Source organism: Novosphingobium sp. Chol11, assembly GCF_945870625.1.
Classification (GTDB): Bacteria; Pseudomonadota; Alphaproteobacteria; order Sphingomonadales; family Sphingomonadaceae; genus Novosphingobium.
The window spans coordinates 19,909-34,972 of sequence record NZ_CAMBTS010000021.1 but is presented as its reverse complement, the minus strand read 5'-3'; the positions used below and the strand labels follow the sequence as shown (position 1 = coordinate 34,972).

The 15,064-nt window shown below is 58.7% G+C and carries 16 protein-coding genes and 2 pseudogenes; 12 read left to right on the top strand and 6 right to left on the bottom strand.

All coding sequences use genetic code 11. From position 1 onward, the window contains the following. Positions 1–568, bottom strand: a pseudogene (locus Q0O40_RS05780) (IS3 family transposase); the annotation flags it as partial. Here Q0O40_RS05780 and Q0O40_RS05775 point away from each other — a divergent pair. The 5 genes and pseudogenes from Q0O40_RS05775 to Q0O40_RS05760 all read left to right on the top strand — a co-directional run. After that, positions 557–991 (top strand): annotated as a pseudogene (locus tag Q0O40_RS05775) (DDE-type integrase/transposase/recombinase); the annotation flags it as partial. The pseudogenes Q0O40_RS05780 and Q0O40_RS05775 overlap by 12 nt on opposite strands. Further along, positions 877–1,254: an ATP-binding protein gene (locus Q0O40_RS15860; protein ID WP_367183718.1), complete on the top strand. Its 378-nt coding sequence runs from the start codon at positions 877–879 to the stop codon at positions 1,252–1,254. The pseudogene Q0O40_RS05775 and the gene Q0O40_RS15860, both read left to right, overlap by 115 nt. Positions 1,255–1,344: 90 nt before the next feature. Then, positions 1,345–2,340, top strand: coding sequence for a porphobilinogen synthase (gene hemB, locus Q0O40_RS05770; RefSeq protein WP_295527362.1), 996 nt, complete (start codon positions 1,345–1,347; stop codon positions 2,338–2,340). Next, positions 2,337–2,756, top strand: coding sequence for a GNAT family N-acetyltransferase (locus Q0O40_RS05765; RefSeq protein WP_295527361.1), 420 nt, complete (start codon positions 2,337–2,339; stop codon positions 2,754–2,756). Before hemB ends, Q0O40_RS05765 begins: the two co-directional genes overlap by 4 nt. Before the next feature lie 10 nt (positions 2,757–2,766). Continuing rightward, a complete protein-coding gene (locus tag Q0O40_RS05760; RefSeq protein WP_295527359.1) occupies positions 2,767–3,330 on the top strand; it encodes a gamma carbonic anhydrase family protein in 564 nt (187 codons plus the stop codon). A gap of 103 nt (positions 3,331–3,433) precedes the next feature. On the opposite strand, the gene Q0O40_RS05755 is transcribed toward Q0O40_RS05760, so the two are convergent. From Q0O40_RS05755 to Q0O40_RS05745, 3 genes are all read right to left on the bottom strand, one after another. Then, entirely contained in the window at positions 3,434–4,102 is a 669-nt protein-coding gene (locus tag Q0O40_RS05755; protein ID WP_295527356.1) for a YoaK family protein, read from the bottom strand. A 56-nt stretch (positions 4,103–4,158) separates the two neighbouring features. Then, positions 4,159–6,531: an ATP-dependent Clp protease ATP-binding subunit ClpA gene (gene clpA / locus Q0O40_RS05750; RefSeq protein WP_295527354.1), complete on the bottom strand. Its 2,373-nt coding sequence runs from the start codon at positions 6,529–6,531 to the stop codon at positions 4,159–4,161. A 198-nt stretch (positions 6,532–6,729) separates the two neighbouring features. Beyond that, positions 6,730–6,948 carry a DUF1192 domain-containing protein gene (locus Q0O40_RS05745; RefSeq protein ID WP_295527352.1) on the bottom strand — a complete coding sequence of 73 codons (219 nt, stop codon included), beginning with the start codon at positions 6,946–6,948 and terminating at the stop codon, positions 6,730–6,732. Positions 6,949–7,068: 120 nt separating this feature from the next. Here Q0O40_RS05745 and Q0O40_RS05740 point away from each other — a divergent pair, with 120 nt between their 5' ends. Next, positions 7,069–8,079: an NAD(P)H-quinone oxidoreductase gene (locus Q0O40_RS05740; RefSeq protein WP_295527350.1), complete on the top strand. Its 1,011-nt coding sequence runs from the start codon at positions 7,069–7,071 to the stop codon at positions 8,077–8,079. A gap of 158 nt (positions 8,080–8,237) precedes the next feature. Continuing rightward, complete coding sequence (locus Q0O40_RS05735; RefSeq protein ID WP_295527347.1) at positions 8,238–8,945, top strand: DUF1013 domain-containing protein; 708 nt, start codon at positions 8,238–8,240, stop codon at positions 8,943–8,945. A gap of 6 nt (positions 8,946–8,951) precedes the next feature. On the opposite strand, the gene Q0O40_RS05730 is transcribed toward Q0O40_RS05735, so the two are convergent. Further along, a complete protein-coding gene (locus tag Q0O40_RS05730; RefSeq protein ID WP_295527344.1) occupies positions 8,952–9,305 on the bottom strand; it encodes a polymer-forming cytoskeletal protein in 354 nt (117 codons plus the stop codon). A 4-nt stretch (positions 9,306–9,309) separates the two neighbouring features. Then, the gene (locus Q0O40_RS05725; protein ID WP_367183717.1) at positions 9,310–10,557 is read right to left on the bottom strand and encodes a M23 family metallopeptidase; all 1,248 of its coding nucleotides are present in this window, start codon (positions 10,555–10,557) and stop codon (positions 9,310–9,312) included. Between the two features lie 225 nt (positions 10,558–10,782). On the opposite strand from Q0O40_RS05725, the gene Q0O40_RS05720 reads away from it, so the two are divergent. From Q0O40_RS05720 to Q0O40_RS05700, 5 genes are all read left to right on the top strand, one after another. Then, positions 10,783–12,054: a glutamate-5-semialdehyde dehydrogenase gene (locus Q0O40_RS05720; RefSeq protein WP_295527340.1), complete on the top strand. Its 1,272-nt coding sequence runs from the start codon at positions 10,783–10,785 to the stop codon at positions 12,052–12,054. A gap of 74 nt (positions 12,055–12,128) precedes the next feature. Continuing rightward, on the top strand, positions 12,129–12,782 hold the full coding sequence (locus Q0O40_RS05715; RefSeq protein WP_295527337.1) for a nicotinate-nucleotide adenylyltransferase: 654 nt from the start codon (positions 12,129–12,131) through the stop codon (positions 12,780–12,782). A gap of 96 nt (positions 12,783–12,878) precedes the next feature. Next, positions 12,879–13,265, top strand: coding sequence for a ribosome silencing factor (rsfS, locus tag Q0O40_RS05710; protein WP_295527334.1), 387 nt, complete (start codon positions 12,879–12,881; stop codon positions 13,263–13,265). Between the two features lie 82 nt (positions 13,266–13,347). After that, positions 13,348–13,779 (top strand): 23S rRNA (pseudouridine(1915)-N(3))-methyltransferase RlmH, encoded by a 432-nt coding sequence (locus Q0O40_RS05705; RefSeq protein ID WP_295527331.1) that lies wholly within the window; start codon positions 13,348–13,350, stop codon positions 13,777–13,779. A gap of 4 nt (positions 13,780–13,783) precedes the next feature. Continuing rightward, complete coding sequence (locus Q0O40_RS05700) at positions 13,784–15,004, top strand: peptidoglycan DD-metalloendopeptidase family protein (protein WP_295527329.1); 1,221 nt, start codon at positions 13,784–13,786, stop codon at positions 15,002–15,004. Positions 15,005–15,064: the final 60 nt, after the last annotated feature.

Below are 15,064 nucleotides of genomic sequence, written 5' to 3'. Positions count from 1 at the left end.
GTTGCGAACCGCGATCGCTATGATGGATGAGCCCGCCCCGATGGGTCGGCTGCCGATCGTGAAGCGCTTGCTCCAGGGCGTCGAGCACGAAGCTGGCATGGGCCGTCCTGTTGGTTCGCCAACCGACGATCCGCCTGGCGTAGGTATCGATGACGAAGGCGACGTAGACGAACCCTGCCCAAGTGGCGACATGGGTGAAGTCCGACACCCAGAGCCGGTTCGGCGCTGGCGCGTAGAACTGGCGGTTGACGCGATCGAGCGGGCACGGGGCCGACTTGTCGCTGATGGTCGTACGCACCCGCTTGCCGCGGATCACCCCTGCCAAGCCCATCTCACGCATCAACCGCGCGACGGTACAGCGGGCTACTGACACGCCCTCCCGCATCATCTGCCGCCATACGTTGCGCACGCCGTAGACCGCGAAGTTCTCGGCGAACACGCGCGCGATCTCCGGCTTCAGGGCCACATCCTGCCGTGCCCGCGTTGACAGGCGGGTCGGATCCTGTTGCTGCGCGACGCGCTCGTGATAGGTGGATGGGGCGATCGGCAGGACGCGGCAGATCGGCTCGTCGGTTGGCGAACCAACAGGACGGCCCATGCCAGCTTCGTGCTCGACGCCCTGGAGCAAGCGCTTCACGATCGGCAGCCGACCCATCGGGGCGGGCTCATCCATCATAGCGATCGCGGTTCGCAACACGTGTCCAACAAGTACACCGAGCGCCTCGCCGAAGCTGGGATCGAACCCTCGGTTGGCAGTGTCGGCGACAGCTACGACAACGCTTTGGCCGAAACGATCAACGGCCTCTACAAGGCCGAAGTGATTGACAGGCGCGGGCCGTGGCGCAGCTTTGAAGCCGTCGAATACGCCACGCTCGAATGGGTAGACTGGTTCAACCATCGCCGGCTGCTGGAGCCGATCGGCAACATCCCGCCTGCCGAAGCCGAAGATCAATATTATGCTGCCGCGGACAACATCGATATGGCAGCGTGACTCACAACCAAACGCTTCCGGCAGACCCGGCGCGTTTCACTGGCGCAACTGTGGATGCTCTCGATGAATTGTGCCGCCCTTTCGCGCGTGTGGACCAAGCCCGCGCGAGCACTGGTAACGTCGGGTCGGGACTTGCGATCGTCGATAAGTTCGCGGGTCAGCATGGTGGACGCTTGGATTATCGCAATCGTTCCAAAGGTGGATTTGAAGCTCTGCTGCGGCTTCCGATCAATCATGGTCATCCGCTGGCCGGAGATAACTGACGCTACCGCTTCACTAGCGTGCCACTGCTCGCGTCCTTTCCGACCCGCTAGGAGTTGCCCGGAGGCGCACACCTGCCTTATACACTGTGCATGACCGCAAACTATCCCATGCTTCGCTTGCGTCGCACGCGCGCCCATTCCTGGAGCCGTTCTCTTCACCGTGAAGTGTTAGTGACCCCGGCCGACCTCATCTGGCCATTGTTTGTTACTGGCGGGAGTGGCATCGAAGATCCCATCGCCTCGCTTCCCGGCGTTTCCAGGTGGTCGGTCGATGGTATCGTGAAGCGTGCGAAAGATGCCGTCGCGGCAGGCATTCCGGCGCTGGCCCTGTTTCCAAATACCCAGCCAGAGCGCCGCAGTGAGGATGGCGCCGAAGCGCTAAATCCGGATAATCTCATGTGCCGCGCAATCAAGGCTATAAAAGATGCGTGCGGCGATGACATTGGCGTACTGACCGATGTCGCGCTTGACCCTTATACCAGCCATGGACAGGACGGCCTGATCGATGAGGCGGGTTACGTGCTCAATGATGCTACTGTCGATGTGCTGGTTGGGCAAAGCTTGAATCAGGCAGCCGCTGGCGCAGATATCATCGCGCCTTCTGACATGATGGACGGTCGGATCACCGCGATCCGTGAGGCGTTAGAAGGCCATGGCCACGTCAATGTCCAGATCATGTCTTATGCTGCCAAGTATGCCTCCGCGTTTTATGGTCCGTTTCGCGACGCGGTTGGTTCGAGCGGGCTGCTGAAAGGCAACAAGAAAACTTATCAAATGGACCCGGGCAACGCAGAAGAAGCGCTGCGTGAGGTGGAGCTTGATCTAGCCGAAGGTTCGGACAGCATCATGGTCAAGCCAGGGTTGCCTTATCTCGATATTGCGGTCCGCGTGAAGCAGACCTTTCAGGTGCCAGTGTTTGCCTACCAAGTCAGCGGCGAGTACGCGATGATTGAGGCGGCGGTGGCGGCAGGGGCGGGCGATCGCGATGGGTTGGTTCTCGAAACATTATTGGCGTTCAAGCGTGCTGGCTGCTCGGGGGTGCTGAGTTACCATGCGTTCCACGCAGCGCGTTTGCTTGGCGCATGATTGAAACCCCGCGCCTATGTCTTCAGGCTTGGCAAGATGCGGATGGCGAACCGTTCTGGACTTTGGAGCGCAAGGTCGAGCAGGATTTTATCGGCTTTTGCGGTATACTTCCGCCTCACTCGCCAACTTATGAGCATGAGGTTGGCTGGCGTCTGGCACGCCATGCTTGGGGTTTGGGATATGCGCGGGAGGCGGCGGAAGCTTCGCTGACTTGGTCGTGGACAAATCTTGAGGTTCCAAGCATCATGGCGATGACCAATGTAGCCAACATGCGCAGTTGGGGCCTGATGGAGCGACTGGGGATGAAGCGGCAGCCGCTAGAGGACTTTAACCGTCCCGAAGTGCCGGAAGGTGACCCGCTACGCCCGCACATTCTCTCCCGTATCCATCGGCCCGCATCTGATTTGTCGGCTTGAGGGAAGTATAATGCACCAAGACGTCACTATCGCGACAATCCATGGCAAATCTCCGCGTATCCATGAAAGCGCGTTCATTGCGCCGGGCTGCCGTATCATCGGTGACGTTGAAATTGGTCCTGAGGCTTCGATCTGGTACAATTGTGTGCTTCGCGGTGATGTGAACCGTATCGTGATCGGGGCGCGGACCAATATTCAGGATGGCACAGTGATACACTGCGACAGTCCCGATCCCCGCTATCCTAAAGGTTTCCCAACCCTAATCGGTGATGACGTGCTCGTCGGACACATGGCGATGATGCATGGTTGCATCGTTCACGATCGAGGATTCGTTGGCTTGTCCGCTACTGTCATGAACGGCTGCGTTATCGAGAGCGATGGCATGCTGGCGGCCGGTGCGCTACTTACGCCGGGCAAACGAATTGCCGAGCGCCAGCTTTGGGGTGGACGGCCTGCAGCATTCATGCGGGATCTTAATGACGCAGCGCTGGAAGGTATGCGGCATGGCGTGACGCACTATGTCTTGAATGCTCAGGCTCACAAGCAGGCTTTGCTTGGCCCGGCCGAAGGCTGATCTTCTCTCGGCCCCGCAGTTGTCGCCCTGATTGCCGCTGCGCTTGGTGTTGCGCCTTCGATGATGAAAGTATCACGCGGCGCGGCATCACGCGAGAAACTTCTCAGGCTTCCTCCGGGAGATTGAGCGCAACAACAATCATCGCCGCGCTCCAAGCTACAGCAATCCATAAGCAGCCCAAAGGCATGCGGCTCTGAAGGGTAGCTCCGGACACCGCCCCTGCCAGCAGACCGCCCCACAGTGAAGCCCAGGATCGCCAGCTTGGGTCAGGCTGGCCAGAAAGCCGATGCGCCAGACTCTGGCCGATCCGCACGAGCGCGCCTGTCATGTAAGTGATGCCAATGGCCACTTCGCCGCCGCGCTGGAAGGTATTGTTGATCGCACCCATCGCGATCACCAGCGCCGCCAGCATCATGATCGGTGCACTTTGCATTCGTGCGGCGGCAGCGCCGAGCAATAGCGAAGTGACCAGCGCGAGGACTGCAGGCTTGGAATGCCGTTCGGCACGATGCGCGATCAAGGCGCCGCTGGTCACCCCGCCGACAAACCCCGCAATGAGAAGGGAGGGCGGCCAAGCGCCTATCGCGTCTGTGCCAAGCATGACGCCAAGGCGGGACGTGTTGCCTGACATGAACGAGACGAAATAGCCACTCGCCGATAGGTATCCCACCGCATCGACATATCCTGCCAGTGCTGCGAGAGCGACCGCGAACTGGCGGCGGGGCCGGTCATAGCCGTGCATGGCATCGACCTTGGCCCGGGTGCATCGCAATCAGACTAGGCGCTTCGCCGGTTGCAATCCGACGAAGCGCCGTTCCCAGCGCGGTATCAGGCTTCGTCAGTGTTTGGCTCAGCAGCAGTATTGCCGCTGGCTTTGCCGCGTTTGGCCTTCTTCTTGATCAGTTTGGGAGCTGCAGGTGTCAGCTCAAAAGAGAGCGCTGTCTCCTTGCCTTCCTCAAGCTTGAGGCTGACATGCACTTCTCCGCCGGTAGCGAGCTTGCCGAAGAGCAATTCCTCCGCGAGCGGCTTCTTTACCTTTTCTTGGATCAAGCGGGCCATCGGCCTTGCACCATAAAGCCTGTCGTAGCCTTGCTTGCCAAGCCATGCTCTCGCATCGCTGTCGAACTGGATATGGACATTCTGCTCCGCCAACTGCAGCTCAAGCTGCAGAATGAATTTGTCGACTACGCGGCTGACAACTTCAGGAGGCAGGTACGCAAACGGGACAATCGCATCGATGCGGTTGCGGAACTCGGGGCTGAACATCTTCTTGACTGCCTCGTCGCCAGCATCGGCCTTGGACACGTCCCCAAAACCGATCCCGTTGCGCGCCATGTCCGAAGCGCCGGCGTTGGTCGTCATGACCAGTACCACATTGCGGAAATCAACTGTCTTGCCATGGTGGTCAGTGAGTCGGCCATTATCCATCACCTGCAACAAGATGTTGAAGAGATCTGGGTGCGCCTTCTCAATCTCGTCGAGAAGCAACACGCAATGCGGTTGCTGATCAATCGCATCTGTAAGCAATCCGCCTTGATCAAACCCGACATAACCCGGAGGCGCTCCGATCAGGCGGCTTATGGAATGCCGCTCCATGTATTCCGACATGTCGAAGCGCTGCAGCGGAATTCCCATGATCTGGGCCAAACTGCGAGCGACTTCGGTCTTGCCTACGCCGGTTGGTCCAGAAAACAGGAATGAACCAATCGGCTTGTCGGGATCGCGCAAGCCGGCGCGGCTCAGCTTCATCGCACTCGCCAAAACCTCGATCGCCTGATCCTGTCCAAAGACGAGCCGCTTCAAGTCGCGGTCAAGATGCTCAAGCACTTTTTTGTCATCGCTCGAAACCGATTTGGCGGGGATACGAGCCATTGTCGCAATGACTTGTTCGATTTCGCGTGCGGTAATGATCTTTTTTCGCTTTGAAGGCGGCACCAGCATTTGCATGGCACCTACTTCATCGATCACGTCGATCGCTTTGTCTGGCAGTTTTCTGTCGTTGATGTAGCGCGCCGAAAGCTCCACCGCGGTCTTGATCGCATCGGGTGTATACTTGACCTTATGGTGCTCTTCAAAAGCGGTACGAAGCCCTTTGAGGATCTTGATCGTATCCTCAATCGTAGGCTCGTTGACGTCGATCTTCTGAAAGCGGCGTAGCAGTGCGCGATCTTTTTCAAAGTGATTGCGAAACTCCTTGTAGGTGGTCGAACCGATGCAGCGGATCGTGCCGCCAGAGAGGGCAGGCTTGAGCAGGTTCGACGCATCCATTGCACCACCACTCGTCGCACCAGCACCGATAACCGTATGAATCTCGTCAATGAACAGGATCGCGTCTGGCATTTTCTCAAGCTCGTTAACGACTTGCTTGAGCCGCTCCTCGAAATCGCCACGGTAGCGGGTTCCAGCCAGCAACGCGCCCATGTCAAGCGAGTATATTACCGCTGGCGCGAGGACCTCGGGGACCTCACCTTCTACGATCTTGCGGGCGAGTCCCTCGGCAATCGCAGTCTTGCCGACGCCGGGATCGCCGACATAGAGCGGGTTGTTCTTCGAGCGGCGGCACAATATCTGGATCGTGCGATCAACTTCAGGGCCGCGCCCGATAAGAGGATCAACTTTTCCTGCTAGCGCCTTTTCATTCAGATTGACGCAGAACTGGTCAAGCGCAGAATCTTTCTTTGCGCCTTTGCTCTCCGCCTTTTCCTCCGTCTGAGGCTGTGTTTCTTCAGCACCCTTGGGATTGCGGCTTTCAACCTGACGGCCGCCTTTGCCGATGCCGTGGCTGATGAAACTCACCGCATCAAGACGGCTCATGTCCTGCTGCTGGAGGAAGTAAACTGCATAAGAATCGCGCTCTGAGAACAAAGCTACAAGGACATTGGCGCCCGTCACCGTGTCTTTACCGGACGACTGCACATGAAGTATGGCACGCTGAATGACCCGCTGAAATCCGGCGGTGGGTTGCGGATCCGCTTTGTCCTTCGTTTTCAGCGACTGATACTCTTGATCGAGATATTGACGCACGACGTCGCCAAGGTCTCCAAGATCAACGCCGCAGGCCTGCATCACTTGCGCAGCATCGGGATCATCAATCAAAGCCAGCAAAAGATGCTCAAGCGTGGCATACTCATGGCTGCGCTCTGATGCATTGCTGAGAGCGGTGTGGAGCGTCTTTTCAAGACTCTGAGCGAAACTTGGCATGATTCGTCTTTCTGGTTGGCCGCCGAGGCAACGGCCAAGGGAGGGTCCCTTACGGGAAGTAAACACGCTTATGCTTAACCTGAGCTAAATGAGCGTAAGAGGGAAGCGCCGATGTAGATATGGGATCGGTCGTCAGGAAACGGATATGGGGACGCTTGCTCGCTACGTGAAGCCCTGATCTGTGAAGGGCGATCTCACTCATCGGTCAGCGCCGCTGCGTGCATCGGGTTTGAACAATGCCTCTGCCGCGAGGCGATGGGCCAAAACACGGTTCTGGTGGGCCTTGATGCGAGTGATCTCGCCTTCCAGGATCGTAATCCGCTCGGCGAGCTCGGCTTGAGAATAACGATCGAGCGATTCGGCTGTCAGCTGGCTGACAAAGTCGCCTAAAGGGCGCGCTCGATCATCAAGTTCCATTTCAAGCTATATAGTGACCGGTTGAGCCTTGCTGTCAACCGGCCGCGTCGGTAGGGCGCTCTTTAGGGCTGAATTGGGGGCGGCATGCAAACAACAGTCTGGGCATTCAGATCAGGGGGCATGGCTATGCAGCCGGTACCAGCCGCGATGAGCGCGATAGGAATTGACGCCCCCGGCGGGCCCGAAGTTTTGCAACTCCAAACGATCCCTGTACCAGCGCCAATGGCCGGGCAGGTCCTCGTCCGCGTTGCTTTTGCCGGGGTCAATCGGCCTGATGTTATCCAGCGCCTCGGGTTCTATCCACCACCACCTGGCGCGTCTCCTATCCCTGGACTTGAAGTTTCAGGACAGATTGTTGCGACGGGTGCGGGGGTTACCGGCCTCGTGAAGGGGCAAATGGTCTGCGCTTTGGTAAACGGCGGCGGTTATGCCGAATATTGCCTTGCGGAGGCTGGTCATTGCCTGCCGGTTCCTGCCGGTTACGCAATGGACGAGGCCGCCGCGCTTCCGGAAACACTGTTTACCGTCTGGCACAATGTCTTTGAACGAGGCTGGGCATGCGAGGGTGAAACGATCCTTGTGCATGGCGGCACAAGCGGCATTGGCACGATGGCGATCCTTTTGGGGAAATTGTTTGGCCTGAACGTTATTGTTACCTGCGGGGGATCCGAAAAATGTGCCGCGGCCATGACGATCGGGGCCGATCATGCAATCGACTATAAGGCTAGCGATTTTGTCGAAGAGGTTGCCCGCATCACTCATGGGGCTGGCGTGAACCTCGTGCTCGACATGGTTGCCGGCGCTTATGTAGCCAGGAACCTCAAGTGCCTTGCCGACGATGGCCGCCATGTGACGATTGCAGTCCAAGGCGGGGTACGCGCCGAAATCAATATGGCGGAGATCATGCGCCGCCGCCTGACCATGACCGGATCGACTCTGCGACCGCGACCGAATGACTTTAAAGAGATGCTGGCTGATGAGATTCACCAGAACGTCTGGCCGCTTGTCACAGAACGAAAACTGCGGCCGGTGATGGATCAGGCATTTCCGTTGGCGCAGGCAGCAGCAGCGCATAGCCGCATGGAAGCAGGCACGCACATAGGCAAAATTGTCCTAGCGGTGGGTCGGTAAGCGAGCGAAGCCCTCTGCTTTTGCGACGATTTGGCGCGAAAGCGGCTTAATCGTGCGCGAATAGGCTTGTCGCCACGCAGCCTGTACCCTAAGCGTTAGGCTCGTGGCCGCTCCGCAAGGTGCGGCCCTTGTTGTTTCAGCTTACCCGGAGAGTGCTCGTGAGCAACCAGCCCACGTACCCATTGATGCCTCACGCAACAGCGTCTTGGCTTGTCGACAATACCGCGCTGACTTTTGAGCAGATTGCTGGCTTCTGTGGATTACACATTCTTGAGGTCCAAGCCATGGCCGATGATCTGGCGGGTGCCAAATACACTGGCCGTGATCCGGTACACTCTGGCGAACTAACGCAGGCAGAGATCGAGCGCGGGCAGGCCAGCCCAAGCTATGCCCTTAGAATGCAGCGGGCGCCGATATCGGTCAGCCGCACCAAGGGGCCGCGCTACACGCCAGTTTCAAAGCGGCAGGATAAGCCCGACGGGATAGCCTGGATCCTGCGCAATCACCCCGAGATTTCGGATGCGCAGATTGGCAAACTGATCGGAACCACACGCAACACAATCGCTGCGATTCGCGATCGCAGCCACTGGAACATCTCCAATATCAATCCCAAGGATCCCGTTACACTTGGCCTGTGCTCGCAGCGTGAACTCGATGGTTTAGTCGCCAAAGCGGCGAAACGCGCGGGCATTGAAGAAGACCAAGGCGCACGTGACTTGCGGCTCGGTACAGAACGCGATGCGCTCATAGAGGAACTACGGGCTGAGCGTGATGCCCAGATCAAGGCCAGCTCAGCAGCTGCGCAGGAAGCTGAGGCCCAAGCTTGGTTGGAAGCACGTCGTGCGGAAGGGCGCTCAGATAGTTGAGCTCGTTTAGCCGACCAAGGTAAGTGTTGTCTCACCATCAGACATTGTGAGACCATGGTTAAGGCGTCCCTCAACATGTGCGCCCTGTTCGATTGTTACGGACTCATAAGAGACGTCGCCGTGAATGCGGGCGCTTTTCAGGATGGACAGCTGCGCGACTTCAATGCCGCCATGCACCGTGCCTGAAAGGCATGCAGATTGTGCCTTGATGGAGCCGTCGATAACGCTTGACTCGCCTTGCACCAACGTGGCGCAAGTAATGTCGCCTTGAACATGCCCGTCAATATGCAGATCTGCGCTGGCCGTAATGTCGCCCTTAATCGCCAAGTCTGCGCCGAGAACGGAAAAGGTCGATGCCACGGCGTTATTCGTCGCTGCCTGACGCGCCGGGGCGGGTGCCCATGGCTCGGGTTTCTTGGAAAACATGTGATTTTGACTCCAGAACGGGCGCTTCGAGAAATGGGCGTGGATCGACCGCACGATCACCAATCCGTACTTCAAAATGCAAGTGCGGACCAGTGGATCGCCCTGTGTTGCCGATGGCACCGATTGCGCTGCCGGCAATAACTCTTTGACCGACGCCGACACCAATTCGTGATAAATGAGCGTAGCGAGTCAGCAAGCCATTGGCATGGCTTATCTCAAGACAACTGCCATAGCCTTGTTTCACGCCGGTGAAGCTCACTGTTCCTGCTGCTGCAGCATAAATTGGCGTGCCGATCGGGCCGCGAAAATCGAGCCCGGCATGAAACGCGCTTCCCCCAGTAAACGGATCGGTCCGGAAGCCGAAGCCACTGGAAATGAATTGGAGGCCGGCAGGAAGCGTGTTCGGAATGCTGGCTAGACCCTGCATCATGGCGTTCAAACGCGCAAGGCTGGCTCCCAGCCGGGCAAACCGCGGGTCAATTGTATCGCCCGGGCCGGTCAGCAGTCGGACCAACGGGCCGCCCATGGCCCTGCGGTCCTGCGCCACTATCAGCGCGGGATTAAGACCTACGCGCCGCATCGCTGCCTCAGCACGCAGAGCCCTTGCATCTGCATAACGAGTAAGTTGCTCAACAAAGACGAGTTGGCGGGCCTCTAACCTGGCGAGCCCTGCAGCTTCGGGCAAAACCAGCGAGATCTTGCGCACGGTCTTGCCGGCCTCCTCGCGGCTGTCGGATACCGTTCCACGGGGCAAATCTCTAGGAAGCGGACCAATCGCTCCTTGCACGCTTTTCTCAATGAAGTCCTGACGCTTCGCAAGATCGGCGGCTACCGCGCCCAGACCGCCGCGATACTTGGCCACGCGGCTCTCAGCCGAAGCAACTGCTGCCTCACGCTCCAGCAGAGCAGTTCTGTCATGAGCACCTATCAGCCCTGATATGAGCATCCATAGCACCATGGCCAGCCAGATCGCACATGCTGTTGCGATTGCCCCGGCTGCCCGTATCTGAAAAGTGCTGGAAATACGGATAAAGCGCATTTGCCCGCTAGCACGCATGAAGAACTCGCGCTCAGGGAACCAACTTTGCACGCGAGTCCAAAGCCCCTGCCGCATTTTTGCTCCGGGCTTTCTAGGCGTTGTTGCAGGTAGAATACCGATCCCCATCCATGACGGCTTTTCGCGCATCCGGAGGTGATCGCCTATCGGGGCTACGCTGCGCGGTCGAATCGCCTGGCTTCAACGCGAGGCGAAGCGTGCTACTTCTTCGGTGAATGGTGAAGAGGGTAAATAGGGATTAGCTTTCAGGACGATTCAGCAGGCCCTGCCAAGGATTAACCCGACGTTACGACTCGCCCTTCGCCGCCGCGGCTGACATCTCCAACATTAGATGATATGTAAATCTTCATGTCGATGATCGCTCAACCCGCCGCCGAATCTGCAACCGAAGTTGTCGAGCGCCTTGCCCGCGCTGGACGCATGGCGCAGCGGGCGCTGGCCTGCATGTCCGCGCCCGCCAAAGAAGCCGCGCTTAAGTCGGCCGCAAAAGCCTTACGGCAGGCTGCGCCAGAGATTTTGGCTGGCAATGCACTTGATGTTGCCAATGGTGAAAACAATGGCCTTTCCGGCGCCATGATTGATCGATTGCGCTTAGACCCGCAGCGTCTGGAGGCAATGGCGGATGCTTTGGAGCAGATTGCAGTTCTTGATGATCCTGTTGGACGTGTGATCGATTCCAGCGTTCGGCCGAATGGAATGGAGCTGCAGCGGGTTCGTGTGCCGATCGGCTTGATTGGGATCATTTATGAGAGCCGTCCCAACGTCACCGCCGATGCCGCAGCGCTCTGCGTGCGCTCGGGCAATGCGGTGTTGTTGCGCGGCGGGTCAGAGGCGGTTCATTCAAACCGCGCGATTCATGCCGCGCTGGCGGAAGGGCTTGCCCAAGGCGGCGTGCCCGCCGAGGCTGTGCAACTGGTGCCAACTCAGGATCGTGCTGCTGTGGGTGCTATGTTGGCGGCGGCTGAGTTGATTGACATGATCGTTCCGCGCGGCGGGAAAAGCCTCGTCGGGCGAGTACAAGCCGATGCGCGGGTGCCCGTCCTGGCGCACCTCGATGGGATAAACCACACCTTCGTTGAGCGCACCGCCGACCCTACGATGGCCAGCGCCATCGCACTCAACGCCAAGATGCGGCGAACCGGCATTTGTGGCGCTATGGAAACCCTATTGATCGATGCAACTTATCCTGATCCGCATGGCCTTGTCTTGCCGCTGCTCGATGCAGGTTGCGAACTGCGAGGTGATGCGCGCGCGCGCTCGATTGATACTAGGATCCAGCCCGTTGCCGATAATGATTGGGATACTGAATATCTTGATGCGGTCCTGGCTGTGGCAGTGGTGGATGGGCTTGATGCGGCCATGGCGCATATCGCTCGCCATGGCTCAGGCCATACCGATGCGATCGTTACGTCGGATCAAATGGCGGCGGAACGTTTCCTAGCAGAAGTGGATAGCGCCATTGTGATGCACAATGCATCGAGCCAGTTTGCTGATGGCGGCGAATTCGGCTTGGGTGCCGAAATCGGCATTGCGACAGGTCGGCTCCATGCGCGCGGACCTGTAGCGCTTGAAGGACTGACGACATACAAATGGTTCGTGCGCGGCACAGGCCAAGTACGGCCATAAGGTCTGCTTTCGAGGCTTGGGATTTTTAACATTAAAATCAATAATTTATCTCTTTCTGAGCAAGATCTGGCAGGTTGATCGCCAGACCTTCATTGATCGGCCTGCTCGGAGGCAGTTTCAATCCGGCGCACGGCGCGCATCGGCGGATCAGCCTCTTTGCGCTTGATGCGCTGGGACTTGATGAGGTCTGGTGGCTGGTTTCCCCTGGCAATGTGCTCAAGTCCGCAGAGGGTATGGCACCGATTGGTGCGCGGGTTTCCTCGGCACGCAAATTGGCTCGCTGCGCGCCAATCCGGGTCACAGCAATCGAGGAGCAAATGGGCACGCGATTTACCCTCGATACTTTGCGCAAACTCAAAGGCCGATATCCTAAAAAGCACTTCGTCTGGTTGATGGGCAGTGACAATCTGGCGCAATTCCATCGCTGGCGCGGCTGGCGATCTATCGCGCGCGAGATGCCGATTGCGGTAATCGCCCGCCCGGGTTATGATCGCGCCGCGATGGCGAGTCCCGCTATGGCTTGGCTGCGTCGCTGGCGCCGGTGGCACGGTTTGGAACTGAACGGTGCAAAGCGGAGCGCCCCGGCGCTGACCATCTTGCGATTCGACCCTGATGAGAGGTCAGCCACGGAAATCCGGGCTTCTGATCCTCATTGGCAGCACCGATTTTCGGGCCAGCATCAACGTGACATGCTGACAAATCGTGTAATCGGTCCGGATGGGCTTTGAACTTGTAACTTTTCTCTTGCAAAACTTCGTCGCCCCAGGGCGCAAAGAACGAAATATCCTCATGCAAAAACAATTTTTGGAGTTCACCTTTCGCATATGACAATCGTTCAAACGGTGCCGGTCGTTGCCGACATATCACCGCAGGCCGTCCCGGCCTCGCTCCACGAGCTTGTGCTGCAATCGCTAGACGATGATCAGGCAATGGATGTCATTTCCATTCCCCTTGATGGCAAAAGTTCGATTGCCGATTTCATGGTGATCGCTTCGGGTCGATCGACGCGGCAAGTCGCGACAATGGCCCAGAAGTTGGCAGAGCGGATCAAGCACGGCGGCTTTGGACATTCGCGCATCGAAGGTTTGCCAGCGGCAGACTGGGTTTTAGTCGATGCAGGCGATGTCGTCGTCCATGTGTTCCGCCCCGAAGTGCGAAGCTTTTACAATCTTGAGCGCATGTGGGCGTTTAGCGACAAGGGCGCCGGGTAAGCGGGCGCACGCGGCTCGGGCAAAGGGGGCCTCTGCGCGTAATGTTGCTTGCCGTATCCGCACCGGAGCATATCAATGCTGCATGCTACTTCATATCATTGCGCGCGGAAAAATTGGCCGGTCTCCTGAGGCAGATTTGGTCGAACGCTACGCAAAGCGCATATCCTGGGGATTAAAAGTGACCGAACTGCCCGATAGAGGCGGTACCGTCCCGGCACCCACCGCAAACCCGGTTCGATCCGTAGTGCTCGATGAGCGCGGGAAACAGCTTACGTCAATCCAGTTGGCCCACACGCTAGAGGGTTGGCGCAACGATGGCGTGCGCGAAACGCGCTTTTTTATCGGAGCTGCAGACGGGCATGACCCCGCATTGCGGGCAGCGGCCGATCTGTTGCTTGGCTTCGGCAATGCGACTTGGCCGCATATGTTGGCGCGGGCCATGCTGGCTGAGCAGCTATGGCGGGCGTCCAGCATCATTGCCGGGCATCCTTATCACCGCGAGGGATCGGTTTAGTCCCATGATGCTGCGCTCTTGCCTGCTGGGCCTGACGTTCGTTGCGGCAGGGCTTGTGTTCTGGCTGGCTCTTCCTCCTGTGCTAGCTCAAGATGCACCCTTTGAGAGCGCAGCCGAGGCTGCCGATGTCTTGCGTCAAACGCAACGTGCGCTGATTGAAGCGCGCGGTCGCGGTGACCGATTGGATGCAGAGGCCCGCCGCGCTTCTGCGGCGGCAGACCGGACCGCCAGCATGGCGGCGGCTGTTGCGGCGCGGATTCAGCAGTCGGAGGCCGAAATTCAACTGGCGGAGGCGCGCGTCGCTGAAATTGAACGCCAGCGGGGCGCGCTGCGCACTGCGATCGCCGCGCGGCAGGAGCCGGTGGTGCGCTTGACGGCAGCGCTCCAGATGATCTCGCGCCGCCCGCTAGTTTTCAGCTTGATGCGTGCGGATTCTTTGCGCGACACTGTGTATCTGCGCGCCGTGCTGGAAACGATGGTTCCCCAGGTTCGCCGCAGCATTTCAGGCTTGCGATCACAGATACTGCGCGGTCGGCAACTTCAGGACCGCGCTCGCGCTGCGCAGGCGCAATTGCGCGCAAGCGAAGTAGACCTTTTGGCAAGGCGCAATGAACTCGCAATGATCGAAAGTCGTCAGCGGATCGAATCGCGAAGCGCACGCGGGTCGGCGAGCCGCGAGGGAGACCGCGTTATAGGATTGGCTGAAGAAACCCGCGATCTCTCCGCGCTCATGGCTCGCTTACGGGAAGATGCCAGTCTGCGCGCGCAGTTGGCCGCGTTGCCTGGTCCAGTGGCGCGGCCCTCGCGTCCAGGCGCGATGCTGGCATTGGAGCGCGCCATCGAAGCGTCCGGAGCGCCGGCGGCCTTCACCTGGATATTGCCGGTCAGCGGGCGCGTTGTGACAGGGTTCGGCGCTGCAACGGGTGGCGGCACTGCAAAAGGAATCACGTTTGCTCCCTCATCCACCGCCCAAGTTATTGCACCAGCGGCAGGCCGTATTGCTTTCGCAAGCGCTTATCGCGGCTACGGCCGGATTGTCATTATAGAGCATGACGAAGGCTGGTCATCGCTCATCACCAACATGGGCCGGCTCGACGTTGAAGTTGGTGCCCGCGTGGTGCAGGGTTCGCCCCTTGGCCTTGCCGGACCTGGTCGGCCGATCATGTCGGTCGAACTGCGCAAAGATGGCGCTGCGGTCAATCCGTTATCGCTGTTGCCCGGATGATTGCCCCGGCAGCATCTGGCGTTAATGATGCAGTCAATATAGACAGTCTGAGTTCCATTA

What these genes read in the sequence shown, in the direction of transcription:
- hemB (WP_295527362.1), top strand. Translation starts at nt 1,345, where the DNA reads ATGACCGCAAACTATCCCATGCTTCGCTTGCGTCGCACGCGCGCCCAT.
- Q0O40_RS05725 (WP_367183717.1), bottom strand. Translation starts at nt 10,557, where the DNA reads ATGCGCGAAAAGCCGTCATGGATGGGGATCGGTATTCTACCTGCAACA.
- Q0O40_RS05760 (WP_295527359.1), top strand. Translation starts at nt 2,767, where the DNA reads ATGCACCAAGACGTCACTATCGCGACAATCCATGGCAAATCTCCGCGT.
- rsfS (WP_295527334.1), top strand. Translation starts at nt 12,879, where the DNA reads ATGACAATCGTTCAAACGGTGCCGGTCGTTGCCGACATATCACCGCAG.
- clpA (WP_295527354.1), bottom strand. Translation starts at nt 6,531, where the DNA reads ATGCCAAGTTTCGCTCAGAGTCTTGAAAAGACGCTCCACACCGCTCTC.
- Q0O40_RS05720 (WP_295527340.1), top strand. Translation starts at nt 10,783, where the DNA reads ATGATCGCTCAACCCGCCGCCGAATCTGCAACCGAAGTTGTCGAGCGC.
- Q0O40_RS15860 (WP_367183718.1), top strand. Translation starts at nt 877, where the DNA reads ATGGGTAGACTGGTTCAACCATCGCCGGCTGCTGGAGCCGATCGGCAA.
- Q0O40_RS05765 (WP_295527361.1), top strand. Translation starts at nt 2,337, where the DNA reads ATGATTGAAACCCCGCGCCTATGTCTTCAGGCTTGGCAAGATGCGGAT.
- Q0O40_RS05700 (WP_295527329.1), top strand. Translation starts at nt 13,784, where the DNA reads ATGATGCTGCGCTCTTGCCTGCTGGGCCTGACGTTCGTTGCGGCAGGG.
- Q0O40_RS05745 (WP_295527352.1), bottom strand. Translation starts at nt 6,948, where the DNA reads ATGGAACTTGATGATCGAGCGCGCCCTTTAGGCGACTTTGTCAGCCAG.
- Q0O40_RS05740 (WP_295527350.1), top strand. Translation starts at nt 7,069, where the DNA reads ATGGCTATGCAGCCGGTACCAGCCGCGATGAGCGCGATAGGAATTGAC.
- Q0O40_RS05705 (WP_295527331.1), top strand. Translation starts at nt 13,348, where the DNA reads ATGCTACTTCATATCATTGCGCGCGGAAAAATTGGCCGGTCTCCTGAG.